General features: G+C 61.0%; 28 protein-coding genes. 8 read left to right on the forward strand and 20 right to left on the reverse strand.

The window, feature by feature from the left end:
- Positions 1–2: 2 nt before the first annotated feature.
- Genes ACIP6G_RS06160 through ACIP6G_RS06175 form a run of 4 tightly spaced genes read right to left on the reverse strand, consistent with a single transcriptional unit; the run spans position 3 to position 868 of the window.
- Positions 3–149, reverse strand: a complete 147-nt coding sequence (locus ACIP6G_RS06160; RefSeq protein ID WP_400289222.1) for a hypothetical protein — start codon at positions 147–149, stop codon at positions 3–5.
- On the reverse strand, positions 146–349 hold the full coding sequence (locus ACIP6G_RS06165) for a helix-turn-helix domain-containing protein (protein WP_400289224.1): 204 nt from the start codon (positions 347–349) through the stop codon (positions 146–148). Before ACIP6G_RS06165 ends, ACIP6G_RS06160 begins: the two co-directional genes overlap by 4 nt.
- Positions 342–626, reverse strand: a complete 285-nt coding sequence (locus tag ACIP6G_RS06170) for a hypothetical protein (RefSeq protein ID WP_400289227.1) — start codon at positions 624–626, stop codon at positions 342–344. The genes ACIP6G_RS06165 and ACIP6G_RS06170 overlap by 8 nt, the downstream gene beginning before the upstream one ends.
- Before the next feature lie 41 nt (positions 627–667).
- On the reverse strand, positions 668–868 hold the full coding sequence (locus tag ACIP6G_RS06175; protein WP_400289229.1) for a helix-turn-helix domain-containing protein: 201 nt from the start codon (positions 866–868) through the stop codon (positions 668–670).
- A 353-nt stretch (positions 869–1221) separates the two neighbouring features.
- Between ACIP6G_RS06175 and ACIP6G_RS06180 the strand changes: the two genes are divergently transcribed.
- From ACIP6G_RS06180 to ACIP6G_RS06190, 3 genes are read left to right on the forward strand one after another with little or no spacing between them, the layout of a single operon-like run.
- Positions 1222–1698 carry a hypothetical protein gene (locus ACIP6G_RS06180; RefSeq protein WP_400289231.1) on the forward strand — a complete coding sequence of 159 codons (477 nt, stop codon included), beginning with the start codon at positions 1222–1224 and terminating at the stop codon, positions 1696–1698.
- 52 nt (positions 1699–1750) lie between these two features.
- On the forward strand, positions 1751–2143 hold the full coding sequence (locus ACIP6G_RS06185) for an ImmA/IrrE family metallo-endopeptidase (protein WP_400289232.1): 393 nt from the start codon (positions 1751–1753) through the stop codon (positions 2141–2143).
- Positions 2125–3219: a tyrosine-type recombinase/integrase gene (locus ACIP6G_RS06190; RefSeq protein ID WP_400289233.1), complete on the forward strand. Its 1095-nt coding sequence runs from the start codon at positions 2125–2127 to the stop codon at positions 3217–3219. Before ACIP6G_RS06185 ends, ACIP6G_RS06190 begins: the two co-directional genes overlap by 19 nt.
- Positions 3220–3285: 66 nt before the next feature.
- On the opposite strand, the gene rpsD is transcribed toward ACIP6G_RS06190, so the two are convergent.
- Both rpsD and ACIP6G_RS06200 read right to left on the reverse strand, forming a co-directional pair.
- The gene (rpsD, locus tag ACIP6G_RS06195; RefSeq protein ID WP_105658291.1) at positions 3286–3912 is read right to left on the reverse strand and encodes a 30S ribosomal protein S4; all 627 of its coding nucleotides are present in this window, start codon (positions 3910–3912) and stop codon (positions 3286–3288) included.
- A gap of 184 nt (positions 3913–4096) precedes the next feature.
- Complete coding sequence (locus tag ACIP6G_RS06200) at positions 4097–5503, reverse strand: replication-associated recombination protein A (protein WP_400289235.1); 1407 nt, start codon at positions 5501–5503, stop codon at positions 4097–4099.
- A 55-nt stretch (positions 5504–5558) separates the two neighbouring features.
- On the opposite strand from ACIP6G_RS06200, the gene dtd reads away from it, so the two are divergent.
- A complete protein-coding gene (dtd, locus tag ACIP6G_RS06205) occupies positions 5559–5996 on the forward strand; it encodes a D-aminoacyl-tRNA deacylase (protein ID WP_400289236.1) in 438 nt (145 codons plus the stop codon).
- Here the strand turns inward: dtd and ACIP6G_RS06210 are convergent.
- The 4 genes from ACIP6G_RS06210 to hisS form a co-directional block, all read right to left on the reverse strand.
- Positions 5993–6322 (reverse strand): PadR family transcriptional regulator, encoded by a 330-nt coding sequence (locus ACIP6G_RS06210; RefSeq protein ID WP_255164399.1) that lies wholly within the window; start codon positions 6320–6322, stop codon positions 5993–5995. The two genes, dtd and ACIP6G_RS06210, sit on opposite strands and share 4 nt — an antisense overlap.
- Positions 6315–7436: a hypothetical protein gene (locus ACIP6G_RS06215; protein ID WP_400289238.1), complete on the reverse strand. Its 1122-nt coding sequence runs from the start codon at positions 7434–7436 to the stop codon at positions 6315–6317. The genes ACIP6G_RS06210 and ACIP6G_RS06215 overlap by 8 nt, the downstream gene beginning before the upstream one ends.
- A 165-nt stretch (positions 7437–7601) precedes the next feature.
- Entirely contained in the window at positions 7602–9389 is a 1788-nt protein-coding gene (aspS, locus tag ACIP6G_RS06220; protein ID WP_105658286.1) for an aspartate--tRNA ligase, read from the reverse strand.
- An 89-nt stretch (positions 9390–9478) separates the two neighbouring features.
- Complete coding sequence (hisS, locus tag ACIP6G_RS06225) at positions 9479–10801, reverse strand: histidine--tRNA ligase (protein WP_400289240.1); 1323 nt, start codon at positions 10799–10801, stop codon at positions 9479–9481.
- 143 nt (positions 10802–10944) lie between these two features.
- Between hisS and ACIP6G_RS06230 the strand changes: the two genes are divergently transcribed.
- Both ACIP6G_RS06230 and ACIP6G_RS06235 read left to right on the forward strand, forming a co-directional pair.
- Positions 10945–12303, forward strand: coding sequence for a DUF349 domain-containing protein (locus ACIP6G_RS06230; RefSeq protein ID WP_133833327.1), 1359 nt, complete (start codon positions 10945–10947; stop codon positions 12301–12303).
- A gap of 60 nt (positions 12304–12363) precedes the next feature.
- Positions 12364–12987, forward strand: a complete 624-nt coding sequence (locus tag ACIP6G_RS06235; protein WP_400289242.1) for a hypothetical protein — start codon at positions 12364–12366, stop codon at positions 12985–12987.
- A 27-nt stretch (positions 12988–13014) separates the two neighbouring features.
- Here the strand turns inward: ACIP6G_RS06235 and ACIP6G_RS06240 are convergent, their stop codons facing one another.
- The 9 genes from ACIP6G_RS06240 to pdxT all read right to left on the reverse strand — a co-directional run bounded on the left by ACIP6G_RS06240 (position 13015) and on the right by pdxT (position 22643).
- On the reverse strand, positions 13015–15282 hold the full coding sequence (locus tag ACIP6G_RS06240) for a bifunctional (p)ppGpp synthetase/guanosine-3',5'-bis(diphosphate) 3'-pyrophosphohydrolase (RefSeq protein WP_105658282.1): 2268 nt from the start codon (positions 15280–15282) through the stop codon (positions 13015–13017).
- 238 nt (positions 15283–15520) lie between these two features.
- Positions 15521–16489, reverse strand: coding sequence for a protein translocase subunit SecF (gene secF / locus ACIP6G_RS06245; RefSeq protein ID WP_105658281.1), 969 nt, complete (start codon positions 16487–16489; stop codon positions 15521–15523).
- Complete coding sequence (gene secD / locus ACIP6G_RS06250; RefSeq protein ID WP_400289244.1) at positions 16482–18206, reverse strand: protein translocase subunit SecD; 1725 nt, start codon at positions 18204–18206, stop codon at positions 16482–16484. The genes secF and secD overlap by 8 nt, the downstream gene beginning before the upstream one ends.
- A gap of 60 nt (positions 18207–18266) precedes the next feature.
- Complete coding sequence (gene yajC / locus ACIP6G_RS06255) at positions 18267–18677, reverse strand: preprotein translocase subunit YajC (protein ID WP_105658279.1); 411 nt, start codon at positions 18675–18677, stop codon at positions 18267–18269.
- Positions 18678–18864: 187 nt separating this feature from the next.
- Positions 18865–19914, reverse strand: coding sequence for a Holliday junction branch migration DNA helicase RuvB (gene ruvB / locus ACIP6G_RS06260; RefSeq protein ID WP_105661370.1), 1050 nt, complete (start codon positions 19912–19914; stop codon positions 18865–18867).
- Between the two features lie 26 nt (positions 19915–19940).
- Positions 19941–20558 (reverse strand): Holliday junction branch migration protein RuvA, encoded by a 618-nt coding sequence (gene ruvA / locus ACIP6G_RS06265; RefSeq protein ID WP_105658277.1) that lies wholly within the window; start codon positions 20556–20558, stop codon positions 19941–19943.
- Between the two features lie 108 nt (positions 20559–20666).
- Positions 20667–21266, reverse strand: a complete 600-nt coding sequence (gene ruvC / locus ACIP6G_RS06270) for a crossover junction endodeoxyribonuclease RuvC (RefSeq protein WP_105658276.1) — start codon at positions 21264–21266, stop codon at positions 20667–20669.
- A 3-nt stretch (positions 21267–21269) separates the two neighbouring features.
- Positions 21270–22028 (reverse strand): YebC/PmpR family DNA-binding transcriptional regulator, encoded by a 759-nt coding sequence (locus ACIP6G_RS06275; protein WP_400289246.1) that lies wholly within the window; start codon positions 22026–22028, stop codon positions 21270–21272.
- Positions 22029–22031: 3 nt separating this feature from the next.
- Positions 22032–22643 (reverse strand): pyridoxal 5'-phosphate synthase glutaminase subunit PdxT, encoded by a 612-nt coding sequence (gene pdxT, locus ACIP6G_RS06280; protein WP_105661372.1) that lies wholly within the window; start codon positions 22641–22643, stop codon positions 22032–22034.
- A gap of 159 nt (positions 22644–22802) precedes the next feature.
- On the opposite strand from pdxT, the gene ACIP6G_RS06285 reads away from it, so the two are divergent.
- Together ACIP6G_RS06285 and ACIP6G_RS06290 are read left to right on the forward strand one after the other, a co-directional pair.
- Positions 22803–23636 carry an aldo/keto reductase gene (locus ACIP6G_RS06285; RefSeq protein WP_400289249.1) on the forward strand — a complete coding sequence of 278 codons (834 nt, stop codon included), beginning with the start codon at positions 22803–22805 and terminating at the stop codon, positions 23634–23636.
- Positions 23620–24315 carry a DUF6226 family protein gene (locus ACIP6G_RS06290; protein ID WP_400289251.1) on the forward strand — a complete coding sequence of 232 codons (696 nt, stop codon included), beginning with the start codon at positions 23620–23622 and terminating at the stop codon, positions 24313–24315. Before ACIP6G_RS06285 ends, ACIP6G_RS06290 begins: the two co-directional genes overlap by 17 nt.
- Before the next feature lies 1 nt (position 24316).
- On the opposite strand, the gene ACIP6G_RS06295 is transcribed toward ACIP6G_RS06290, so the two are convergent.
- Complete coding sequence (locus ACIP6G_RS06295) at positions 24317–25534, reverse strand: CapA family protein (RefSeq protein WP_400289252.1); 1218 nt, start codon at positions 25532–25534, stop codon at positions 24317–24319.
- Between the last annotated feature and the right edge of the window lie 23 nt (positions 25535–25557).

Genomic DNA, 25557 nt, shown 5'->3' on the forward strand with positions numbered 1-25557 from the left:
ACCTATGCCCCAATCTGAGTGTTGATGAATGCTTCGAACAGGAACGCCACCCCGCACAGGGCGACGATTCCCAAACCGGCCAAACTGACCACGACACGCTCCCCCAAACTGGTGAGCTTCAAACCGTTGCGTTCCATCCACCGGCTCATGCTGCGCGCTCCTGCCGGCGCAAGAACCGTTCGATGCTGGACTCACGAACCTTCCATGTGCCGTGCCGGTTAGCCGACGAGAACTTCATACCCACCAGGTCGCCTCGGCGGAGCATCTGGCGGACTGTTTCCGGATGCGAACGGAGTCGTTCAGCGGTTTCCGGGACTGTGAGCAGTGGGTCTGAGTTTGGTTTAGCCAAGGTGATCCCTCCAGGTCTTTCCGATCCATTCGTATTGGTGTCCGCCGTTGCGGGATTTCATCCGGCTGGTGGCGTTGGCGTTCTTGGTGATCCATCCGCGGCGTTGGGCCGTGGTGAAGATGGCGCCGACCATGTTCTTGTGTGGTGCTGGCCGTTTCATTTCGGTGCGGAGGTCGTCTGCTGTGAACCGCCGGCCCTGCGTGGCCCAGCGTTCAACGATGTCCAGTGCGTCTTCGCGCCAGTTCAGATCTTCGAGTGCCATTGGTTGTGCAGTCACCGGCGTGTCCTTTCGTTAGTTATTTGGTGCAACTACCAGGGCTAAGCTGCGCAACTAGTAGTTACTTTTCCGGGGTCGAAAAGTACAGTCACGTCTACGCCGATGACCTCCGCGATGCGTTCTGCGGTTTCGGGTTTGCAGCTGACTTTCTTGCCGGATGCGAGCTGGCTGATGAACGCTTGGCTGATTTCAGCACGGCGAGCGAGCGAGCGTTGCGTGATTTTCCGGGGATCTATTGGCATCCCATTTCGATAGGCGTCCATATCCTCTTTGGTGTAGATAAAAGTCCGGAGCCTCTGAGCGGATGATAATCGCATGTAGGTTCCCTCCTGCCACTTGCGCTTTGTTCTGAATGGGGACATTTGAAAACCTTTCTAGTTATCACTTCTTGCAACTGCTGATAGCAATAGTATGAACTACTGGTTATCACTAATGCAAGCGGTGGTAGCAAGATTTTCGGTTAGATCATGCAGAACCGCAGAAATACGGGGGTTAATTGGTTATCACCAAGGGGTAACTACGGCAGAATTAGGGGTTATCAGGTAGAACAAGCGTCCGATGGCGCGCAACCCGTAACCCACAGAGGATTCAAATCATGAACACGAACCCAAACCAAGGCATTCGCGAACTGATCCTCAACAAGCGCGGAGACCGTAGCCTCGAATCCCTTTCCAAAGCCTGCGGCGGCGTACCGACACGCGCCAATCTTGACCGCCTGATCAACCGCCCGGTACTGAGTTGGCCCAAAGAGAATGCCGTCATCCTAGGACTGGCGCGAGGACTCGGCGTTCGCGTAATCGACGTAGTCACCGCCTATGCTTCATCTCTTGGCCTGCCGGTGGAGACGGACACGTCGAACTTGACCCTCCAGGGTGCCGGCAACCTGCCAGAAGCTTCCCAGCGCGTTCTGCGTGAGACGGCAGATAACATGCTCTGGTGGCAGGAGCAGTCCATCATTGCCAGCGACGGAGCTAACGCCCCGACGGCAGATGTTCATGAGCTGTTCCCGGCCGAGCGCATGGCCGCTGACAAGGGCGAAAAGGGCGTTGACCCGGAGCAGCTTCCCGAATAATAATTCGTTGACGATTTTCTAACTGTCGGGCTCTACCCTTATATTCGAACATATGTTCGAAGTAGTTCTTGCGCGGCTCAAGCCACGCATCGTAGAAACTGACCTTCCTGACCAGCTCTGGGGAGCGTATGACCTGCTCACCCACACGATCTTCCTCCGCCCACGCCTCGCACCAATCCAGCGGCGCTCCACGCTATCCCACGAGACCGCCCACGCTCTCCTAGGCCACACAGGGCACCACCCACGCCAGGAACGCGCAGCAGAGGAACTCTCAGCCTCCTGGCTGATCCACCCCACCCAATGGGCCGCGGCAACCCGCATCTACAACACAGCCACACCACTGGCCCACGAACTCGACGTGCTGCCCCGAGACACCCACGCATACATGCGCCTACTAAAGCGCACCCAAAAACAGGAGAACCACCCATGGCCACCGGCAGAATAGTCGACCTATGGCACCGCAAAGACCGAACCAGGACCAGCAGATACGGCACCGGCAAACGCTGGCAAGCCGTATGGACCGACGGCACCGGAAAAGAAACGAAACGCTCATTCGACTACAAAGACGCAGCACAAGCATGGTTGGACAGCAAAACAACCGACCACACGTTGAATCCCCACGGGCTCAAAGCCGACATGCTGTTCAAGGACTTCTGGGATAAATGGCGCGAGCAACAAACACACCAACGGGCCAGCTCGCTGCGCATGATCGACTCCGCCGGCCGCAAACGGATCCTGCCAACGTTCGAAGGGAAATACCTGACTGAAATTATGCGTGAGGATATCCAGGCAGCCATCAACGGTTGGGTGGTTGACGGTCTGGCAGCATCCACTGCACGTCTCTACTACACCTATACGCGGCAGATGTTCAAAGAGGCAGTGTTCCAGCGGATCGTCCGCGAGTCTCCCTGCGTGAAGATCAGCCTACCGCCAGTGGAGAGCAAGACCTTCCAGTTCAGCAAGGAAACCCTCGAAAAGCTGATACAGAGCGTCCCGGAACCATACGCAACAGCGATGCGTGTCGGCGCCTCCACCGGGTTGCGCCCGAGCGAGCTCTTCGGACTGTCGAAGCAGGATATTGATTTTCCGAACAGCGTGATCCGGTTGACGTTGCAGGACACGAGCCGGCGCCACGGAGGCCTGTCCCGGGGGCCGTTGAAAACGAAATCTTCGCGGCGGAGCGTGAGCTTCGGGCCGATACTTCGTGACACCCTGCTGAAGCTCTGCAACGCGGCCGGACCTGAAGGACGGTTATTCCACGATGCCGGTGTGGTGCAGGTCTGGAAGTACGAGGCGGTGTGGGTGAAAGCCCGTAAGAGCTTGCCGGAGATCGGCCCAGGGTGGCACCAGCTGCGCCATTACCATGCGAGCGTCCTGATATCCCACGGCTTCTCTCCGGTGGCCGTAGCGGCACGCCTGGGGCATAAGGATGCCAACGAGACACTGCGCACTTATGCACATATGTGGGATAGTGATGGGTCGGCTATGGCAGCTGTTGCAGATACAGTTGTGGCGGCCTAGCAAGGCTAGACCGCCACAAAACCGCTACAGCTAAGCTGGATCCCTTATTTCATAAGGGTTCTAGTTTTAGCGTGCGTAGTACTCGACCACGAGGTTCTCTTCGCAGGTCACTGGGATTTCGGTGCGCTCTGGGGTGCGCACGAAGGTAGCCTGGAGGGCTTCCAGCTTTACGTCCAGGTAAGCAGGAGCGGCTGGCAGCACCTTCGAGTGCTCACCTGCTGCAGCCATCTGGAATGGAACCATCTTCTCGCTCTTCTCGTGTACGTGGATCAGCTGACCCGGCTGTACCTTGAAGGACGGACGGTCTACACGCTGGCCGTTGACCAGGATGTGGCGGTGAACAACCATCTGGCGGGCCTGCTGGATGGTGCGGGCAAAGCCTGCACGCAGAACCAGGGCATCCAGACGGGACTCGAGCAGAGCCAGCAGGTTACCGCCGGTTTCGCCGCCGAGGCGCTTAGCTTCCTTGAAGGCGCTCAGCATCTGAGCTTCGCGGATGCCGTACTGGGCACGCAAACGCTGCTTTTCGCGCAGACGTACTGCGTAGTCGCTGTCCTGCTTCTTACGGGCGCGGCCGTGCTGGCCTGGACCGTATGGACGGCGCTCCATGTACTTTTCAGCTTTTGGAGTCAATGCAAGGCCGAGCGCACGCGAAAGGCGTACGGTGCGGCGGGCACGGGCGTTAGCCATAATGTGTCCCTTTCGATTAGCGACGGTATCTACTGGCCTCCAGGTGGGAGAGTGTGTGGGCGTCGCGTCCCTGCTTCACTTCAACCCTGCCTCCACGCTCGATGACTCGAATGCGGGACAAGGCTTGCCAGCCAAAGATCAAGTTTACACGAAACGGCAGCAGCTTTCTCTGAGGCCTAGCGCACAATCAGCGCTTGCCCTTGGAGCGCTGCGGATCCTTGCCCCGGATAATTTCACGCAAACGGGACAGGCGGGACCCTATGGTTTTTTCCGCACCGTTATTGGTCGGCGTGTAGTAGTCGGTGCCCACCAGATCATCGGGCAGGTACTGCTGGGTTGCGATGGAGTGCGGAGCATCATGGGCGTAGATGTAGCCCACGCCATGGCCCAGCTGCTTGGCGCCGGGATAGTGCGCGTCACGCAGGTGGTCGGGAACCAGCGATCCCTTGCCTTCGGATACGTCGGCCAGGGCGGCGTTGATCGCATTGTACGAGGCGTTGGACTTCGGGGCCGTAGCCAGATGAACCGTTGCCTGCCCGAGCATGATCCGTGCTTCCGGCATGCCGGTGAGCTGCACCGATTGGGCGGCTGCTACGGCAACGGGAAGTGCGGTGGGATCGGCCATGCCGATATCCTCCGAGGCCGAGATCATCAGGCGGCGGGCAATGAACCGGGGGTCCTCCCCCGCAGAGAGCATTCGCGCCAGGTAGTGCAGGGCCGCGTCCACATCCGAACCGCGGACGGACTTGATGAACGCGGAGATGATGTCGTAGTGCTGGTCGCCATCCTTGTCGTAGCGCTGGACCGCCTGGTCCATGGCCAGCTGCACATGGTCGTCCGTAATCAGCACCGGTGGATCGATGCCGGCGCCCGCGGCGTTCCAAGCCACCGCGCCGGCTGCTTCCAGCACGGTCAGCGAGCGTCGGGCATCACCCTGGGCCAGGCGGACAATGGCGTCGCGCTGCTCCTCCTTGAGGAGCACCTGGCCGTCGAAACCCCGCTCGTCGGCCACAGCGCGCTCGAGCAAGGTGGACAGGTCGCCGTCGGTCAGCGGACGCAAGGTCAGCAGCAAAGAGCGCGAAAGCAGCGGCGAGATCACCGAGAAGGAGGGATTTTCCGTCGTCGCAGCTACCAGGACGACGACACGGTTTTCCACGCCGGGCAGCAGTGCGTCCTGCTGGGCCTTGTTGAAGCGGTGGATCTCATCGAGGAAGAGCACGGTGGTAATCCCGCGCAGATCGCGGTCATCCTTGGCCTGTTCGATGACTCGCCGGACATCTTTGACACCGGCGGTGATGGCCGAAAGTTCCACGAATTTGCGGTCGGTGGCGCGGGCGATCACGTGGGCGATGGTGGTTTTGCCAATTCCCGGAGGGCCATAGAGGATCACACTGGCAGGTCCAGCCAACCCGGTTTCAGGGTTTTCGGCCAGCTGCCGCAAGGGTGAACCCGGGCCTAGCAGGTGTTGTTGGCCGACGAGCTCATCCAAGGTCTTCGGGCGCATGCGCACCGCCAGTGGCGGACGGGGCCGGTTGACTTGGGGCTCACGCGCATCGCGTGGCTCATCGGACAGGGAATCGAACAAATCGCTCACCCCCTAAGCCTACCGATATTCTGGAAGCCCCACCGTCTTTTGAAAGGTCCGCCATATGCGCGCTGTCGTCCAGGTCGCTTCCACCGCCCATGTTGAGGTTGAAGGGCAGATTACCGGCCAGCTCGACTCCCCCGGTTTGGTGATCCTACTTGGGGTGACCCATGAGGATGATCAGGCGATCGCACGCAAGGTGGCCGAAAAGATCTGGCAGCTGCGGATCATGGAGGATGAAACCTCCGCAGCCGGGGTGAATGCACCACTGCTAGTGATCAGCCAGTTCACCCTGTACGGTTCGGTGCGCAAGGGCCGCCGCCCATCCTGGTCCAATGCGGCACCCGGTCCTATCAGCGAACCTCTGTACGACTACTTCGTGGAGCACCTGCGCAAATTGGGTGCGAGCGTTCAGACCGGTGTATTTGGCGCGATGATGAATGTCTCGCTGACCAATACCGGACCGTTCACGATGATCGTAGACTCGGCAGACCTCCCCTAGCGGCCGGTGCTTTGTACCAGTTGGGTCAGTTGTTCGAAGCTGGCTCGTTGCTCGGCTAGTTCCACCCGGCCGGTGGCGGAGAGTTCGTAGACCTTTCGCCCCGGGCCACCTTGGCCTTCTTCCCAGCGGGTTTCAACAAAACCCGAGGCCTCGAGTTTGGCCAATGCGGGGTAGAGCGTGGCTCCCTTGATCGGCCCGAAACCGCGTTCCTGCAGGGATTTCGCCAGTGCATAACCGTGGGCCTGGCCAGCCGAGAGTTCGGCGAGTAAGAGCATCGGCAACATGGCGCGTTGCCAGCTACCCGGAAAGCCTTCGGGCTTAGTCATCGTCGCGCTCCTGCAGTGCCCGGGCATTGGCTGCTCGTCCCTTGAGCTTCTCTTGGACGTAGGCCTTGCGGTCAGCCGGACGCAGCTCGTAAACGCTCACCGCGGCAAACACCAGCACTGCGACCCCAAAGAAAATATCCCCGCCATTTCGCGCTGGATCCATCAGGCCAGCGACCGCGCCGACCGCGAATAAAGCGACTACGGCCAAGGTGGCCATGCGGCGTAGAAGCCAACGACGCTTGAGCGCCTTTTCGGTGTTCACTGCCAGCCCAATCACGAATTCATTGGGCGTTCCGAATTCAAGGTTTGGGTCAGCTTTTTCGCCTCGGGTCGCCGCATCATCGAGATGTTCTCGCGCAGTACTCAGCGACTCGTTGGCTTCCTTGTGACTCATGCCGTAGCGTCCGCGCAGCAGTCTGGTGGTTTCCGCGAACCACTCGTCGGTGCCGAGAAGGATTTGTTGCCCGCCAGCGGCTTTCTGCGCTTTATAGGCAGGCATCAGATAGAAGCAAGCAACCACCAGCGCTGCGCCAAGAATTGGAGCTAACCAATTTGGCAGGGGCAGCAGATTATTGCTTCCTCCTATCTGCACGATTAGAGCGGCAGCTCCAACCGACACGAGGATACCTACCGGTCCCAGTATCCAGGACAGGCCGAATTTCCCCTTCAATCGGTTAAACCACCACAGGTATCCCGATAGTGCGATCCCTGCCCCGGCAGTTAGAGCAGAAAGCTGCCAGTAGTGCCACGAACTCGAGGTCCACCCATCGCGGAACCCAATCCAGATTCCAAATCCAGTGCACAGCAGGCCAACAAGCATCCCAACAACCGCCAATAGCGCAGTACTTGATTCGACGGGAAGTTCCGCGTCCGCGCGCTGCTCTGGCGTCAATAGACATTGAGCCCGCGTCGCACCATATTCGCCCGAATGGCCAAAGAGTTCCTCGGCCCGCTGCCCGCTATCGCGAACCATGCTCAGGGTGCGGTCCAGTTCGAGCGCCACCTGCGCATTGGTGAGGTCGTTCCACACCATTGAAGCGAAAAAGGTTTTAGCCCATTCCTGGTCCGCTTCTGGGTAACGTTCGATGATATCGTGTGGTTCTTCTGCTGGCACGTATCGCTCCAAAGTGGTCGTGAGAACTGGTTCTGCAAACTAAGTCAAAAACAAACCTAGTATTAAAAATACTCATAGTCCACCAAAAGAGCTAATTCCAGGTTAAAAAGAAGCCGGATGGAACGCATTCAAGCGTTCCATCCGGCATTGCGAAGCTGCGTGAGCCTACTTGGCTTCGGTCTCTTCGGCCTTCTTCTTCTCAGGCTTGAAGTCGATGCCTGCTTCCTTGCGCTGCTGCGGGGTGATTGGTGCAGGAGCCGCGGTCAGCGGATCGAAACCGCCACCGGTCTTCGGGAAGGCGATGACGTCGCGGATGGACTCCGAGTTGGTCAGCAGCTGCAGCACGCGGTCCCAACCCAGGGCGATGCCGCCATGCGGTGGGGCGCCGTACTTGAAGCCCTCGAGCAGGAAGCCGAACTGGGTGTCAGCCTGCTCCTGGGTTACGCCCATGAGCTTGAAGACGCGTTCCTGGACGTCGCGCTGGTGGATACGGATCGAACCGCCGCCGATTTCGTTGCCGTTGCAGACAATGTCGTAGGCGTAGGACAGGGCCGATGCAGGATCGGTGTCGAAGGTGTCCATGAACTCCGGCTTGGGGCTGGTGAACGCGTGGTGCACAGCGGTCCAAGCGCCAGCGCCCACGGCCACGTCACCCGAAGCGACAGCGTCGGAGGCAGCTTCGAACATCGGTGCGTCGACGATCCAGACGAAGGCCCAGTCGCCTTCCTTGATCAGGCCGGTGCGGTGGCCGATCTCGACACGGACCGAACCGAGCAGTGCGCGGGATTCGTTCTTCTTGCCGGCGGAGAAGAAGATGCAGTCTCCGGCGGCTGCGCCGGTAGCTGCGGCCAGTCCGGCCTTCTCTTCGTCGGACAGGTTCTTGGCCACTGGGCCAGCCAGCTCGCCATCTTCCTTGATCAGCACGTAGGCAAGGCCCTTGGCACCGCGCTGCTTGGCGAATTCCTGCCAGGCATCCAGGGTGCGTCGCGGCTGCGATGCGCCGCCAGGCATGACCACGGCGCCGACGTACTCGGACTGGAAGACCTTGAAGGAGGTGTTCGCGAAGTACTCGGTCATTTCGGTCAGTTCCAGGCCGAAGCGCAGATCCGGCTTGTCCGAACCGTACTTGGCCATGGCCTCCGAGTACGCCATGCGGCGGATCGGGGTCGGGACCTGCACGTCGATCAGGTTCCACAGTTCGGTGACCAGCTTTTCGCCGAGCTCGATGATGTCATCTTCCTCGACGAACGATGCTTCGATGTCCAGCTGGGTGAACTCCGGCTGGCGGTCCGCGCGGAAGTCCTCATCGCGGTAGCAGCGGGCGATCTGGTAGTACTTCTCGAAGCCGCCGACCTGCAGCAGCTGCTTGAACAGCTGCGGGGACTGGGGCAAGGCGTACCAGCTGCCCGGGGTCAGGCGGGCCGGCACGACGAAGTCGCGGGCGCCTTCCGGGGTGGAGCGGGTCAGCGTCGGGGTTTCGATCTCGATGTAGCCCTGGTCGTGCAGCAGGTTGCGTGCCACGCGGTTGGCCTCGGAGCGCAGGCGGATGTTGCGGGCCGGGGTCGGGCGGCGCAGGTCCAGGTAGCGGTGGCGCAGGCGCGCTTCCTCGCCGACCTCGACGTGCTCGTCGACCTGGAATGGCAGCGGGGCTGCGGTGTTCAGCACGGTCACGGTCTCAGCGATGACCTCGATCTGCCCGGTAGGCAGGTTCGGGTTCTCGTTGCCCTCCGGGCGGCGCTCGACGGTGCCGAGAATCTGCAGCACGAACTCATTGCGCAGCGGATGGAAGTCCTCTTCATCGCGCACGACGACCTGGGCCACGCCCGAAGCATCACGCAAATCCAGGAAGGCGACACCACCGTGGTCGCGGCGACGCGCGACCCAACCGGTGAGTGTGACCTGCTGTCCAATGTGCTCGGCGTTCAAGACGCCCAGCTGATGAGTGCGTAGCACTACGATCCTTTCGGTCGGTTGGGAAAGTTTCTTCCCATGAAGTTTAGTGCACCGTGATTGGTGCGCGGGCGGGCGATCAAGCCCGAGAACTAGCTGATGGCGATCTTCAGGTCCGCTTCGGCCGGCATCCAGGTGGACGGATCCGCGGCGACCTGCTCGCCGGAACGGATGTCCTTGACCTCGTGGGCGCCATCGGCATGGGTGAACCAGACGAACGGAATCCCGCGTCGATCAGCGAATTTGATCTGCTTGCCGAACTTCTCCGCGCTGGCTGCTACCTCGCAGGCGATGCCGCGCTCGCGCAGCTGCGAGGCTACATCCTGCGCTTCGTGCCAGGACTCGTCGTTGGCCAAGGTGACATATACCACCGAAGGCACCGAACGGCTTGCGGTCACGGACTCTTCTGCAAGGATGCGCGAGACCAGGCGGGTGACGCCGATGGACAAGCCCACACCCGGGTAGTTCTTCTTGCCCTTGGAAGCCAGCGATTCGTAGCGCCCGCCCGAGCAGATCGAACCCAGGGATTCGTGGCCCACCAGCACGGTTTCGTACACGGTGCCGGTGTAGTAGTCCAGCCCGCGGGCGATGGACAAATCGGCCATGACCTTGCCCGGTGCGCGCTTGGATGCGGCATCGATGACCTGCGAGAGCTCATCCAAGCCGGTTTCCAGCAGTTCGTGGCTGACGCCCAGTGCGCGGACCTGCTCCACGAAGGACGTGTCCATGGTGCGGATCTTGGCCAGGGCCAGGGCGGCGGCGGCCTGCTGCGCGGTGGCGCCGACTTCTTCGACCAGGATCTTGGCGACGGCGTCATCGCCGATCTTTTCCAGCTTGTCGATGGCGCGCAGGACTGCATCCGGATCTTCCAGGCCCAGGCCGCGGTAGAAGCCCTCGGCCAGCTTGCGGTTATTCACCCGCAGGCGGAAATCGCCGATCGGCAGGGCGGACAGCGCGTCAGCAATGGTCAGCGCCAGCTCCACGTCGTAGCTGAAGGGCAAGGTGCCATCGCCCACGACATCGATGTCGGCCTGGGTGAATTCGCGGAAGCGGCCATCCTGCGGGCGTTCGCCACGCCAGACCTTCTGCATCTGGTAGCGGCGGAAGGGGAAGGCCAGGTGGCCTGCGTTCTCCACCACGTAGCGTGCGAAAGGCACGGTGAGGTCGAAGTGCAGGGCCAACGCGTTGGGATCGTTCTTCTCATCCTCCGCGGCCAGCCGGGACAGTCCGTAGACTTCTTTGTCGATTTCGCCCTTGCGCAGAAGTTGCGCTCGGGTTTCCACCGCACGGGTCTCGATGTTGGCGAATCCATGCAGTTCGAAGACGTGGCGCAAGGTATCGAGCACATGCTGTTCAACTGCCCGTTCGGCGGGAAGCCATTCCGGGAAACCTGATAGTGAGGCCTTGCGTGCCATGAAACTCCTTAGTGCAAATTGGGCTACCTACCCATCTTATAGCCCGAAACCCGAGAAACCTGTGCACGTCGGCTTACTAAGAAGCGGAGGTCACAGGTAGAGTTGGCTAAAGCAAGTGCTCGTAAAGTGAAAGAGTTTCAGCGGTGACCACCAGTCAGCAATCCGACGACAGCCAGAAGACCCCATTGCCACAGGCCCAGAAGCCTGCCGCAAAGCCGGTTGTAGCGCCAAGCGTCGCACATACCACTCCCCTCGACGAAGCGGCAAAGTTCGCCCGTGTTACCGAGGACGGCCACGTCTTCGTGATCATTGACGGCGCCGAATTCCCAGTGGGCCAATACCCCGACGCAACCCAGGACGAAGCCCTGGGCTACTTCGTGCGCAAATACGACGACGCGCTCTCGCAGCTGATGCTCCTGGAGCAGCGCGTCGTTGCCAAGGCCCCGGCCGGCGAGCTCAGCAAGGCTGTGCAGGCGCTCTCGGCCACCGTTGCCGAACGCCATATGGTCGGCGACATCCCGGCGCTGGAAACGCGCCTCGAGAATGCCCGCGTAGCCGTCGAGGCATTGACCAGCGAACAGCGCAAGGCCAACGACGAAGCTCGCGCGGAACAGCTCGCTGCCCGCGAAGCCATCGTCGAACAGGCTGAAGAGCTGGCCGGCAAGCGCCCGGAGCAGATCCAGTGGAAGACCGCTTCGGCGGCGATGAACGAGCTGTTCGACGCCTGGAAGGGTTCGCAGCGGTCCTCGGTGCGCCTGCCACGGTCCACCGAAGACGCGCTGTGGAAGCGATTCCGCTCCGCCCGCACCACCTTCGACCGCCATCGCCGGGCCTACTTCTCGCAGCTGGATTCAACCAACGCGGCCGCCAAGGAAGTGAAGGAAGAGCTGATCGCTCGCGCCGAGGTGCTGCAGGGGTCCACCGACTGGACCGCTACCGCCGCCGAGTACCGCAAGCTCATGGACGAGTGGAAGAAGTCGCGCCGTGCCTCGCGCAAGGACGACGACCAGCTCTGGAGCCGCTTCCGCGCCGCCCAGGATGTCTTCTTCCAGGCCCGCGCCGCGGCCAACGCCAAGATCGATGAAGAGTACTCCCAGAACCTCGTGGTGAAGGAAGCCCTGCTGGAAGAAGCGCGCGCGCTGCTTCCCATCAAGGATCTGGCTGTTGCCAAGAACAAGCTGGATTCGATCCGCACCCGTTGGGAAGCTGCCGGCAAGGTGCCGCGCAATGACCTGCAGCGCATCGAGTCGGCTCTGCGCCAGGTCGAGGACGCGGTCAAGGGGGCCGAGGACGAGCAGTGGCGCCGTTCCAACCCGGAGACCAAGGCCCGCTCCAACTCGATGCTCTCGCAGCTGCAGGACACCATCTCCGCCTTGGAAGATGATCTGGCAGCAGCACAGGCCAAGGGCAACGCCAAGCAGATCGCGACAGCCCAGGAGGCCCTGGATGCACGCCGCATGTGGCTGAGCACCTTGGAGAAGTCGGCTGCCGACTTCCAGTAAGTAATCCACAGATCGCTTGCACACCGCCAACGCGGCGGCGCGAACTGGTTCAGTAGCTCTATGGAAACGAGAAATTCCCCAGCTACCGGACCTCGCGCCGCCGCGTTGCGCATTCCCGGGGACCTGTGGATCGCTGGTGAGATGTTCACCCGCAACGAGCTGCACGCCATGGCCCACAACGGCCTGCTGCTCGAGGTCCTCGGTGATTATTTTTTGCCCAGCAGCATCCGAGTCAACGCGTCGGTGCGGGCACGGATTGCGGGTTTCGCCTGTGGCCGCGAGCTGGCCCGCGATGCGGTGCTAGCTCGCCAAACTGCAGCCTGGATCCATGGGCTCTTGCCGTCAGTGTCCACATTGTGCATCTACGCCAAGAGCTACCATCGGCCGTTCTACCCCGGGCACGGGCTGAGGGCGGAATTCGCCCAAATGCAGGTGCCGGATACGGACATGGTGTTCCGCAGCCGCATCAGGGTGACCACCGCATTGCGCAGCGCCTGCGACTGCGCGAAATACGATCCATTGCCCATTGCCAGCCGCGTTCTGGGCACAGTCGCGGCCCTGGCAGATCCCTACCTGACTTTGGACGCCATCAAACAAGCCCTGGCATCCGAGGTTCCCTCACCCGAGCGATCCCGAGCCCTGCGCCTGGTCCAGTCCTTCTCCGATACGGCGCAAGCGGCCTAGGCTGCCGCCGCGGGGTGCACCGCGCTATTAGCGGCGGGACCCTGCGGTGGTGCGGTAGACATCGTAGACGCCATCGATGCGGCGTACTTGGTTCAGCACGTGGCTCAGGAACTTGGGGTCGCCCATTTCGAAGGAGAAACGGGAGATTGCCACACGGTCCTTGCTTGTCTGCACACTGGCCGAAAGGATGTTCAAGTGGCTTTCGGAGAGGATCCGGGTGACGTCGGAGAGCAGCGACTTGCGGTCCAATGCTTCGACCTGGATCTCCACCAGGAACACGCCATGGTGCTTGGTGGCCCACGTGACATTGACCAGTCGATCCGGCTGCTCGGCGAGCTGCGTCAGATTCAGGCAGTCGGTGCGGTGCACCGAGACTCCGGCGCCACGGGTTACGAAACCCTGGATTTCATCTGGCGGCACTGGGGTGCAGCAACGCGCCAGCTTCACCAGCACATCCCCCAGGCCCTCGACGATCACGCCGGCGTCGTTGCCCGTAGCCGGGCTGGGAGCCATTGGGCGGACTACCGCTTCCTCATCGACCTGTTCGGCTTCTGGAGGGCCAATCAGGGCCGTTAAATGCTCAATGACGTTCTGTGCACTGGTATGGCCGTCACCCACGGACTGGTACAGGGCCGAAATGTCCGTGTGGTGCAGTTCGTTGGCTACCGCCGTGAGCAGGTCGTGAGTCATCAATTTCTGCAATGGCAGCTGGTTGCGACGCAGTTCCTTGGTCAGCAGCTCCTTGCCCTTTTCGATGGCCTCCTCGCGGCGTTCCTTGGAGAAGTAACCGCGGATCTTTGCCTTGGCACGAGGCGAGCGGACAAAGTTCTGCCAATCCTGGGATGGGCCAGCGCCTTCGGCCTTCGAGGTGAAGACCTCCACCACATCGCCCTGCTTGAGCTCGGTATGCAGTGGGACGAGCTTGCCATTGACGCGGGAGCCGATGGTGCGGTGGCCGACGTCGGTGTGGATCGAGTAGGCGAAATCCACCGGTGTGGCACCAACCGGCAAGGACATGATGTCGCCCTTGGGGGTGAACACATAGACTTCAGCGGAGCTGATCGTGTAGCGAAGGCCGTCCAGGAACTCTTCGGAGTCGGCGGTATCCGCCTGCCACTCCATCAAGGAACGCAGCCAATCCATATTCTGTTCCGGCGAAAGCATGGAGTTATCGGTCTGCCCATGCTTGTACTGGAAGTGCGCTGCTACGCCGTATTCGGCGCGTACGTGCATATCGTGGGTGCGGATCTGGATCTCTACCGGCTTGCCTTCAGGACCCATCACCGTGGTGTGCAGCGACTGGTAGAGGTTCAGCTTCGGGATCGCAATGTAGTCCTTGAAGCGGTTAGGCAGTGGATTCCACTCCGCGTGCACGACGCCCAGGGCGCCGTAGCAGTCCTTGACGGTATCCACCAGGATGCGCACGCCCATGAGGTCATGGATATCGTCGAAGTCCTTGCCGCGCACGATCATCTTCTGGTAGATCGAGTAGTAGTGCTTTGGCCGTCCGGAAACCGAGGCATGGATGGCGACGTCGCCGAGATCGCCCGAAAGGGTCTGGCGGATCGAGGAGAGGTACTTTTCACGTTCCGGAGTGCGATCGCCCACCATGCGGACGATCTCCTGGTAGACCTTCGGGTGCAAGGCAGCGAAGGACAGGTCCTCCAGCTCCCACTTGACGGTGTTCATGCCCAGACGGTGTGCCAGCGGTGCGAAGATCTCCAGGGTTTCCTTCGCCTTGCGCGAGGAAGATTCCGGGGATACGTAGCGCCAGGTACGGGCATTGTGCAGGCGGTCGGCCAGCTTGATCAGCAGCACGCGGATGTCGCGGGACATGGCCACGACCATTTTGCGCACGGTCTCTGCCGGGGCCGCATCGCCATAGGTGACCTTGTCCAGCTTGGTCACGCCATCGACCAGCATGGCGATTTCCTCGGAGAATTCCTTCTTAACCGACTCCAGGGAGTAATCGGTGTCTTCAACGGTGTCGTGCAGCAAGGCGGCGGCAAGAATCGAGCCGGTCATCCCCATCTCCGCCAGGATCGTGGCGACGGCGACCGGGTGCGTTATGTACGGGTCGCCGCTCTTGCGCTTCTGGCCTTCATGGTACTTTTCGGCGACCTCGTAGGCGTGGACCAGCAGGTCCAGATCCGCCTTCGGATGCTTGGACTTGACCGTGCGCAATAGCGGTTCAAGGGTCGGCGATGTGCTCGGGGTGCTCCCCCGGCCAGCAAAGCGCACCAAACGAGAGATAGAGCGTCGTTTCGAATTGTTCAGGTTAGGCGTATTCGCCATGCCCCGCTCCTTCCCGTTGCCGTTGGATTCTTTCCCGAGCCTGCGTGAAGCCCGACGGAATCCAACGGTAGTTCCGGGCCACCAGATCACTGGTAGCCGTGCACTGAAAAAACACCTTCTTTAGTTCAAACGTTATAGCACGTTCGGGCGGTGACAACTAATTACGCATCTTCCCGCTTAAGCGAATTGGTGCCCCCAGCAAATGCTGGGAGCACCAAATTCAGATCTTCGGATCGGTTTAGGCAGCAGCCATCTTCTTATCGTGCGCTACCACGTCGTCGTCCTTGTGGCGGAGCCAATGGAACATTGGCGCCTGCACGAACAAGGTCGACAGGGCCGAGACGATGATACCGACGAACAGCGCCAAGGACAGGTCCTTGAGCGTACCGGCACCCAGCAGGTAGGAGCCGATGAATAGGATCGCGGCCACTGGAAGCACGGCAACGACCGAGGTGTTGATCGAGCGAACCAGGGTCTGGTTCACAGCGAGGTTCACCAGCTGCTCGAAGGTGCGCTTGGACTGCTGGGTGTAGTCCTTGGTGTTTTCGCGGACCTTGTCGAAAACCACCACGGTGTCATACAGCGAGTAGCTCAGAATGGTCAGGAAGCCGATGATCGCGCTGGGCGTGATTTCGAAACCGGACAGCGAGTAGATGCCCGCAGTCACGATCACCACGGTAATCAGTCCGACGATCGCTGCCAGCGACATCTTCCAGGTTCGGAAGTAGGCAGCCATCAGCAAGCCCACCAGGACCACGAAGACTACCAAGCCAACCAGTGCCTGGCGCGAAACGTCTTCACCCCAGGTTGGGCCGATGAAGTTACTGGTAACTTCATCGCTGGAGACGCCGTAGTTCTCCGCGAGCTGGCCGGCGATGGCCAAGGTCTGGTCATCGCTCAAACGCTCAGTCTGCACGCGCATGGTGCCCGGAGCAATGTTGGTGACCGTTGCCTCGGAACCCGAAGCCACCGAGCTAACAGTTTTTTCACCAATCGAGATATCAGTGTTCTGCACATCCGAAACGGTGAATTCAGAACCACCGCGGAAGTCGATGCCCAGGTTGAAGCCGCCCTTGACCACTGGAAGCAGGATCGACAGCATCACCAGAATACCGGCGATCAGGAACCACAACCGGTACTTGGAGGTGAACGGGTAGGAACGCTTGCCGGTGTAGAGCTCGTTGCCCCAAGTGACTAGCTTATTCATTGTTCTCCTCCTGGGCCTTGGCCTGCGTGCTGGCTGGCTGTTCGGCCTGTGCACGGCGACGCTCGGCAATCGTCATGCGCTTGGCGGCCTCAGCCGAGGCCTTCGCATTCTTCTTGCCGCGGTTTGCCACAACGTTTTCATCGAAGCGGCGAACCTTGCCTGCACCTTGGTACAGCGGCTTGACGCCAAGCAACGATGGATCCATGCCCGAGAGCGGGTGGCCGTTGGCGAAGAACTTGGTGCGTGCCAGCAGGACCAAGGTTGGATGGGTCAGTCCGTACACGACCACGAGGTCAACGATTGCGGTCAGGCCCAAGGTGAAGGCGAAGCCTCGCACGTTGCCCACGGCAACGATGTAGAGCACTACTGCAGCCAACACGTTCACGGCCTTGGAGGCCAGAATGGTGCGCTTGGCACGCTTCCAGCCGATATCCACGGCGCTTGCCAATGGCCGGCCTTCGCGCAGCTCATCTCGAACACGCTCGAAGTACACGATGAACGAGTCCGCGATCAGGCCGATCGCTACGATCAAGCCAGCCACGCCCGCCAGCGACAGGCGGTAGTTCATGCCCCAGCCAAGCAGGACCAGGCAGAGGTAGGTCAGCACACCGGCGACGAGCAGCGAAGCGATGGTCACCAAGCCCAGGGCGCGGTACTGGAACAGCGAGTAGATAAATACCAGGACCAGGCCGATAACACCGGCAATGAGGCCCGCGGTCAGCTGGTCAGCACCCAGCGTTGCAGAAACCTGGCGCTCTGACTGGATGTCGAAGCTGATTGGCAGTGCGCCGTACTTCAGCTGCTCGGCCAGCGCCTGCGAGGTGTCCTGGGTGAAGCCACCGGAAATCTGCGGACGGCCATCGGAGATCACCGCATTGGTGGTTGGCGCCGAGATGGTCTCGCCATCAAGCACGATCGCGAACTGGTTCTGCGAACCCTGCAGGGCAATCAGACGCTGCGTGGTGTCGGCGAAGATCTTGGTGCCTTCGGCATTGAACTCGATCACGACAACCCATTCGCCGGTGACCGAACCGTTGACGCCGCGAGCGAGCTGCGCGTATGCGTCCTTGATCTTGTCGCCGGAGATTTCCTGTGGGCCAAGGATGTACTTGACGCCCATGTCCGTATCGCAGGAGATCATTGGCTTGGCTGGGTCCGCAGCGTCCCCGCCGCGGTCCTTGAGCTCGGTTTCGCAGTCGTAGCCTTCAAACTCCTGGAAGAGCTCTGCGGTGATCCAGTTGGTGTCCGATGGGTTCTCTGGCTTGCCCTCAGGCTTTGGCAGTTCTTCCTTGGGAGTGCGATCTTCCTCAGGGGTGGCTGCGTAGCTGCCGGTGATCAGCACCGGGCGGAACTCCATGTTGGCCGAGGCCTGGATCAAATCGCGAGTGGTCTGGTCCGGGGTGCCGGGCATCGAGACCACAACGTTGCGACCGGACTGGGTGGTGATTTCCGATTCGGTAACACCGGAACCGTCCACACGCTGGCGGATGATCTCCACCGCTTGGTCCAGTTGTTCTTGGTTGATTGCTTCGTCGCCCTGGACCCGAGGGGCCAGGATCATCTCGGTACCGCCTTCGAGGTCGAGGGCGAGCTTCGGTCCCCATCCGGTTTTACCGTTCGCTGCACCGGCTATCAACACGCCAGTTGCGATGATGAAGACGATCAGCAACCATAGCAACGCTTTGCGCGCCTGCTTAACAGGTCTGATTGATGACATCTATTGTGCTTTCTGGTTTGGGTGGCTTAGCCTTCAGGCCACCGCTATGCTGCCCGGGACTTAGGCGTTGCGCTCGTCCTTGCCCTCATCGTTCAGGCGACGCAGGGACTCTTCCGGGGTTTCGGTGGTGCTGGCGGATTCTGCTGCGCCGTCGGCCACGGCCGGGGTTGCTGCATCCTTGTCCAGGAAGGTGGCAATGGCCTGGCGGTGCAGGTTCAGCACTACGCCCGGTGCGACCTCGACCTGGACGCGATCCTCTGCGTCAACGCCGACGACGGTGCCGAAGATACCCGAGTTGGTCATCACCTTGGCGCCTGGCACGGTGTTGTTCTTCAGCTTCTCCTGCTGGGCGGACTGCTTCTTGCGGCCACGGAACATCATGAAGATCAGCACTGCGAACAGCGCGACCATCAGGATCAGCGAAGGGTTGAAGCCGCCACCAGCGGCCTGAGCGATTACGAGGGGATTCACGTATTTACCTGCTAACGAATTGTTGCGATTTGATCTGAAGTTCTGGGATGCTGTTGCGGCTATTTCTGGCGTAATACAGCAAAGACGCCCCACCTCGCCCCGAAACGGGCATAGGTCGGGCGTCTTTAGTCTAATGCGTCACGGTGAACCGGCAGACCATTTACGCGGGCAGTGAAGTAATGCCTGCCTAATCCTCATCGTTTTCATAGCTTTGCGCACTGGCGAAGATCGCATCCTTTGGCATCGCCAAGCCCAGATGCGCCCAGGCCCCGGGCATGGCAATACGACCGCGCGGGGTCCGGCCCATCAGCCCTTCGCGCACCAGGTATGGCTCTGCGACGGTCTCGACGGTTTCGGTTTCTTCACCCACGGCGATGGCCAGGGTCGATAGCCCCACCGGTCCCCCGCCGAATTTGGTGCACAAGGCTTCGAGCACACCCCGGTCCAGGCGATCAAGGCCACGTGCATCGACCTCGTACATATCCAAGGCGGCCTCGGCCGCTTGGGCATCGATCTCTTCGAGCTTATGCACCAGCGCCCAGTCACGCACGCGACGCAGCAGGCGGTTGGCGATACGGGGCGTACCGCGGGAGCGTCCGGCGATCTCGGTGAACGCGGCCGAAGTGACGCTCAGATCAAGCATCATGGCCGAACGGCGCAAAACCAGTTCAAGCTCCTTGACCGCGTAGAACTCCAGATGGCCAGTGAAGCCGAAGCGGTCACGCAACGGGCCGGGCAATAGTCCGGCGCGCGTGGTTGCGCCAACGAGGGTGAAGGGCGGAAGCTCCAGCGGAATGGCCGTGGCGCCGGCGCCCTTTCCGACGATGATATCTACGCGGAAGTCTTCCATGGCCATGTAGAGCATTTCCTCGGCCGGCCGGGACATGCGGTGGATTTCATCGAGGAACAGCACCTCGCCTTCGGTCAACGACGAGAGGATCGCGGCCAAGTCACCGGCGTGTTGGATCGCTGGGCCGGAGGAAATGCGCAATGGCGCGTTCATCTCGGCGGCGATAATCATCGACAAGGTGGTCTTGCCCAGGCCCGGCGGGCCAGAGAGCAGAACGTGGTCCGCGGTGCGTTCGCGGATTTTCGCTGCTTCAAGCACCAGCGAGAGCTGCTGGCGCACTCGGGATTGGCCCACGAAGTCGTCGAGGTTCCGCGGGCGCAGGGCCGCTTCGATTACCCGTTCCTCGGGTTCGCTGCCGGCATTCGTGAGCCCGGTAGAGTCATTCATGATCAGTTGATCCTCTCGCAGACCGCTTAGGCGCGGGTTCCGCTGGACATGCTGCGCAGTGCAGCACGCAAGATTTCTGCGACGTTGCCGGTGGCAACGACATCTGGATCAGCCTTGGACAGCGATTTCAGGGTGCTGGTTGCATCCTTTTCGCTCCAGCCCAGGCCGGTCAGCGCCTCGATCACCTGCGGTTCCCAGACGCTCGCGTTGCCGCCGCCAGAAACCGGGGCCGCTGGCGCGCCAGTCGGGATCAGCTTGCCGTTCAGTTCCAGCACGATGCGGCTCGCGCCCTTGGGGCCAATGCCCGATACCTTGGTGAAAGCGGCGGTGTCCTTGGTGTTCGCCGCGATGCGGACTTCCTCCGGAGAGTGCACCGCCAAGATGGCCAAGCCGGTGCGTGGCCCGATGCCCGATACGGAAACCAGGACCTCGAAGACATCGCGTTCCTCAGCGGTAGCGAAGCCGAAGAGGGTCATCGAATCCTCGCGGACCACCATGGAGGTGAATACCGTAGCCTCGCGTCCTGCCTGCAGGGTGGACAGCGTCCCGGGGGTGGCATTGACCAGCATCCCGAAGCCGTTAACGTCAATTACCGCGGTGTTCAGGGCTACCGCCTGCACGGTGCCGGTCAATGAGCTGATCATGCCACTCCTTGGGATATATGTTCGATCGAACCCAGTTTATCGAAGATACCTACGAATATCGATCCGCCGCGTTCCCCGGTGGGTCGAGGCCGCTGCCGTGCTGGCCGGCTAGCGGCGCACTGCGCGGCGCTTGGCCGACGCCTCGGCGGCAATCCACGCCTGCTGCGCACCGGTCAGCTGCGACGAACCACCGGCATTAGCCGCGGAGGCCGAGGCATTCGAGCCGGTGGCCGCACCGCGCCAACCGTGGGTAATCGCCAAAGCCACCGCATCAGCGGCGTCGGCAGGCTTAGGCGGTTCATCGAGCCGGCAGATCTTGGCAACCATCTTGCCGATCGCCGCCTTGGTGGCCTGTCCCGAACCGGTAACCGCCGCCTTGACCTCGGTCGGCGTGTGCAGGGCCACGGGTATCCCGCGTCGCGCTGCCGCGGTGATGACAACACCGGTGACCTGCGCGGTGCCGATGACCGTGGAGACGTTCGCCGAAGCGAACACGCGTTCCAAGGCGAGCACATCGGGCTGATGAAGATCCAGCCATTCGTCGATGGCGTTGGCGATCTTCAAGAGCCGGGCATCGAGCGGAGTGCCCGGAGGGGTGCCGGCGACGGTGACGTCCACCAGCGAAACTTGCCTGTTTGCAGCGACGTCGACCACGGCAAGACCGCAACGGGTCAGGCCGGGATCGACGCCAACAACACGTAAGGCCAAGCCTTACTGCTCTTCGTCCAGCGCGGCGCGAACCTCGTCGGACAGATCAGCGTTGGTGTAGATGCCCTGGACATCATCCAGTTCTTCCAGCGCGTCGTAGAGCTTGAGGAACTTGCGAGCTCCATCAACGTCCAGGTCGACCTTCATCGATGGAATGAATTCCATTTCGTCGGACTCGTAGGCGATGTCCGCTTCATCCAGTGCAGTGGCCACAGCGCGCAGGTCCGAAGGATCGCAGACGATGGCGAAGTTCTCGTCCTCGTCCATGATCTCGTCGGCACCGGCGTCCAGCACGACCATCAGCAGGTCGTCTTCGGTCAACTCGCCCTTGGGCAGGCGGACAACGCCCTGGCGGTTGAACAGGTAGGCGACCGAACCCGGGTCGGCGATGGTGCCGCCGTTGCGGGTGATGCCCACGCGCACCTCGGAGGCTGCACGGTTCTTGTTGTCGGTCAGGCACTCGATCAGCAGGGCCGAGCCCTGCGGGCCGCGTGCTTCATAGATGATCTCGGTGTAGTCGACGACCTCGCCGGTCAGGCCTGCGCCGCGCTTGACGGCGCGGTCGATGTTGTTGATCGGCACGGAGTTCTTCTTGGCCTTGCTGACAGCAAGTTCCAGTGCCGGGTTGCCGGCCATGTCGGCGCCGCCGGCACGGGCGGCAACTTCAATGCCCTTGATGAATTTTGCGAAGGCCTTGGCGCGCTTGGCGTCGATCGCGGCCTTCTTGTGCTTGGTAGTTGCCCATTTGGAGTGGCCTGACATGCTTTAAGCGTCTCCTCGCGTGAGATTGATGAAAAATTGGTGGATAGCGGTGCTGCCGGTGACTTCCGGGTGAAAGCTGGTTGCCAACAATTTTCCCTGGCGTACTGCAACAATTCTACCCTGTTCGTGATCCGTCCCCGCTTGAACGGTGCTGATCACTTGCACGTCCGGGCCAATTTGCACGGCTTCCGGTGCGCGGATGAACACCGCTTCGAGATTTTGCCCGTTGAAGTCCAGCTGGTGCTCGAATGAGTCGATCTGGCGCCCGAACGCGTTGCGCTTGACCGTCATGTCGATGCCGCCGAAGCTTTGCTGTACCGCGCCATCTCGCGAGATTGCAGGGTTCTCGATGCGATCGGCCAGCATGATCATTCCGGCGCAGGAGCCGTAGGCTGGCATGCCTGCTGCGATGCGCTCCTTGATGGGACCAGCTAGCCCGTAGTTGCGGGACAGCCGGTCAATCACCGAGGACTCGCCGCCGGGAATCACCAGCGCGTCAACCTGCTCCAAATCGACGACGGTGCGCACCATGTGCGTGCGCTGCCCGAGCCGTTCCAAAGAGGCCAGATGTTCGCGGAAATCCCCTTGCAGAGCGAGGACGCCTATTTTCGGCATGGTTCTAACCTTCATGGTGTTCAGTGGTTGGCAGCACGAAAAATGCGCCGAAATAACGTTAAACCCAGAGACGCCGTGCGCCTGTTTTGTTTCCCGGTGTGTCGCGGATTCTTCGACGCCGCCTCCCGGCAAGTGGTGGAACTTGGTAGGTTCAAGGACATGATTGCTGATATTTCTTCCCTCGAACTTGCCGGTGGCGTGAACATGCCCTCGATCGGTTTGGGCACGTGGCCCATGCGTGGACAAGAGGCGGCCGCAGCGGTGCTGTCCGCCCTCGACGTGGGCTACCGCCGCATTGATACAGCGGAGAACTACGAGAATGAGGACGCCGTGGGCAAGGCCCTGGCACAGAGCCGGCTTCATCGCGATGAAATTTTCGTAACCACCAAATTCAACAAGCAATGGCATTCGACCCAAGGCGTGCGCCAGGCGTTGGAGAACTCCCTGGACCGCTTGGGTCTTGAGTATGTGGATCTGTTCTTGATCCACTGGCCCAACCCCCAGCAGAACACCTATGTCGAAGCCTTCACTGAGCTGGGCAAACTAGTAGACGAGGGCAAGATCCGGGCTGCGGGAGTCTCGAACTTCAAGCCCTACCAGCTGCAGAACGTCCTGGATTCGGGGCTCGTGCCGGCGCTGAACCAGATCCAGGTTGATCCTGAACGGCAAAGCGTCGATTGGCAAGGTTTCAACACCGAGCATGGCGTTCGGACCGAAGCCTATTCCCCGCTCGGACGCAAGAAATCTGGACTCCTTTCACATCCTGCCCTGGTCCGGATCGCCCAAGCGCATGGGAAGAGCAGCGCGCAGGTGACCCTGCGCTGGCATGTCCAGTCCGGGCGGGCAGCGGCACCGAAATCGGCAGACCAGCGGCGGCAGAGCGAGAACCTGGACATTTTCGACTTCCAGCTCACCCAGGCGGAAATGGCCGCCATCAATGCCATGGATACTGGTGCTGGCCCCTTCACCGATTCGGATGAGTTCGGGCACTGAATTCCCGCAATACCTGTATGCGGCAGAAACGGAGAACCCAAACATGCTTCACGGCTACCAGCGCCCAGATATCGAAGTGGCGGATTACTTCGACGAGCACGGTGCGCTGATCCCCTATGGCCAGCGTTGGGATGGGCTGCCTCCAGCGGACAGCTATTCGCTGACCTCCCATGTGCAACGTTTCGCCCCGGTGCCGCAGGTAGCCCAGGCGTTGCTGGATTGGCTGCGCGAGCAGTTCGAGGTGCGTTGCTTCGAAGATCCCGGGCTGGCCAGGCAAATGCGGATTCAACCGGGCCATGTGGTGCGCTCTGTTCGCGTATTTCCGATGGATTCGCGCTGCGCGCCACTGGGCATGGTCTTCACCACGTTTCCCGCGGTGCACCTGGAGCTCGGCGCGTTGTACCGCGCGACATTTCCGCCGTGCGGCTGCGATGGATGCGACGAAGTTGTCCCAGAAATCCTTGAGGAACTCGAGATCCAGGTGAGTGCCGCCGCGTCCGGAGGATTCGGCGAGTTCCTGGATCGAGGCATGGACCGCCTCGTGCACTGTTTCGACGTTGACGGGACAGGATTCGGCGAGCAGTCCCGCGGCCTCGAAGACATATCGCCGGCACGGCTAGCCAGAGCACGCGCAATTCTTCCCTCAAGCCGCGTGTGGGCACCTTGGCCATTGCGCTAGGTCAGTCCAGCGTCCACTCTCGAAGTCCGTCGTCGAATGCGCCATAGGCATTCACTGTGGCCTCGCTGCGCTTCAAGGAGGCTTTTGCTTCATCTTCCCGTATGCATCCAGCAGCATCGAAGACTTGGCACCAGGCCACAGGTTCATTTGAGAGCTGGTGCGGTACCCACCGCAATTCGCTGACATCCCATTCGCCGGGCGCTCCCTGGGTAAACGTTGCCTTTACGCTGATGCCTTCGCGGTTGAGAATGGTTGGTGTGGCGTGTTTTGCCACGGAATTGCCCAAACCGTAGACGATCCAGGTTCCGTCGTGCTTCTCAATGGGCAATACCGAGTGGGTGTGGTGCATGTAGATGAAATCGAAGACACCGGACTCTGCCAAGGCTCGACCGAGCCTTTTCTGGGACGCTGTCGGTTCGGTGCTGTATTCAGCCCCATCGTGCACGGCAGCCACGACGATGTCCGCTCCCGCCATGCGCGTTGCCTTGCCCCTGGCGATCAGTTGCTGCGCATCCACCCCGGTATCGACTTGCCAGTCAGCTTCTTCCGGCAAGCCATTGAGCGAATAGGTGCTGGTTACTACACCGAGCTTCACGCCTTCCATGTCCAGGATCGATGGCTTCTCGGATTCTTTTTCACTGCGGTAGGAGCCGGTCGCGAAAAGCCCATTCGCTTCCAGAGCGTCCAGCGTTCGCTCTACTCCGGCCGTCCCGGCATCTACCGTGTGATTGGTGGCAGTGGTGCATCCGTCGTAGCCAATAGCGCCGAGGTCGGCCAGGATTCGATCTGGGACCGTGAACCGCGGATACCCCGAATACGGAGGGACACCAATCGGTGTTTCCAGATTGCATAGCGCCACATCTGCGTCCTGGACATAGGGTGCCAGGCCCGCAAGCAAGGGGCTGAAATCGTAGTCGCCGCCGTTGCCCGTTTCCGCTCCAGCCGCTTGCTTCGCTTCATCCAATAGCTGCGGATGCAGCAGTACATCGCCGGTAACCATCAGCGATAGCTCTTCGGGCGCCGAAGGTGCGGCCGAGGCATCCGCTATGGCTGAACTCGGAGCCGGTTCCGGCGAGGCAGGAACGCTGGCCTGGACGGAAGGCTGCGGGGTTGCTGGTTCTGCGTGATCGCTTGGGACTGCAGAGCAACCGCCAATCAGCAATGCGGCCAGCAGCGTTGAGCTCAGCGGAAGAAATGCAGGCAGTGCACGTTGGGGCATGCATCGAGCCTAGCTCAGCTGGG

Source organism: Glutamicibacter sp. NPDC088483 (assembly GCF_044753145.1).
Taxonomy (GTDB): Bacteria; Actinomycetota; Actinomycetes; order Actinomycetales; family Micrococcaceae; genus Glutamicibacter.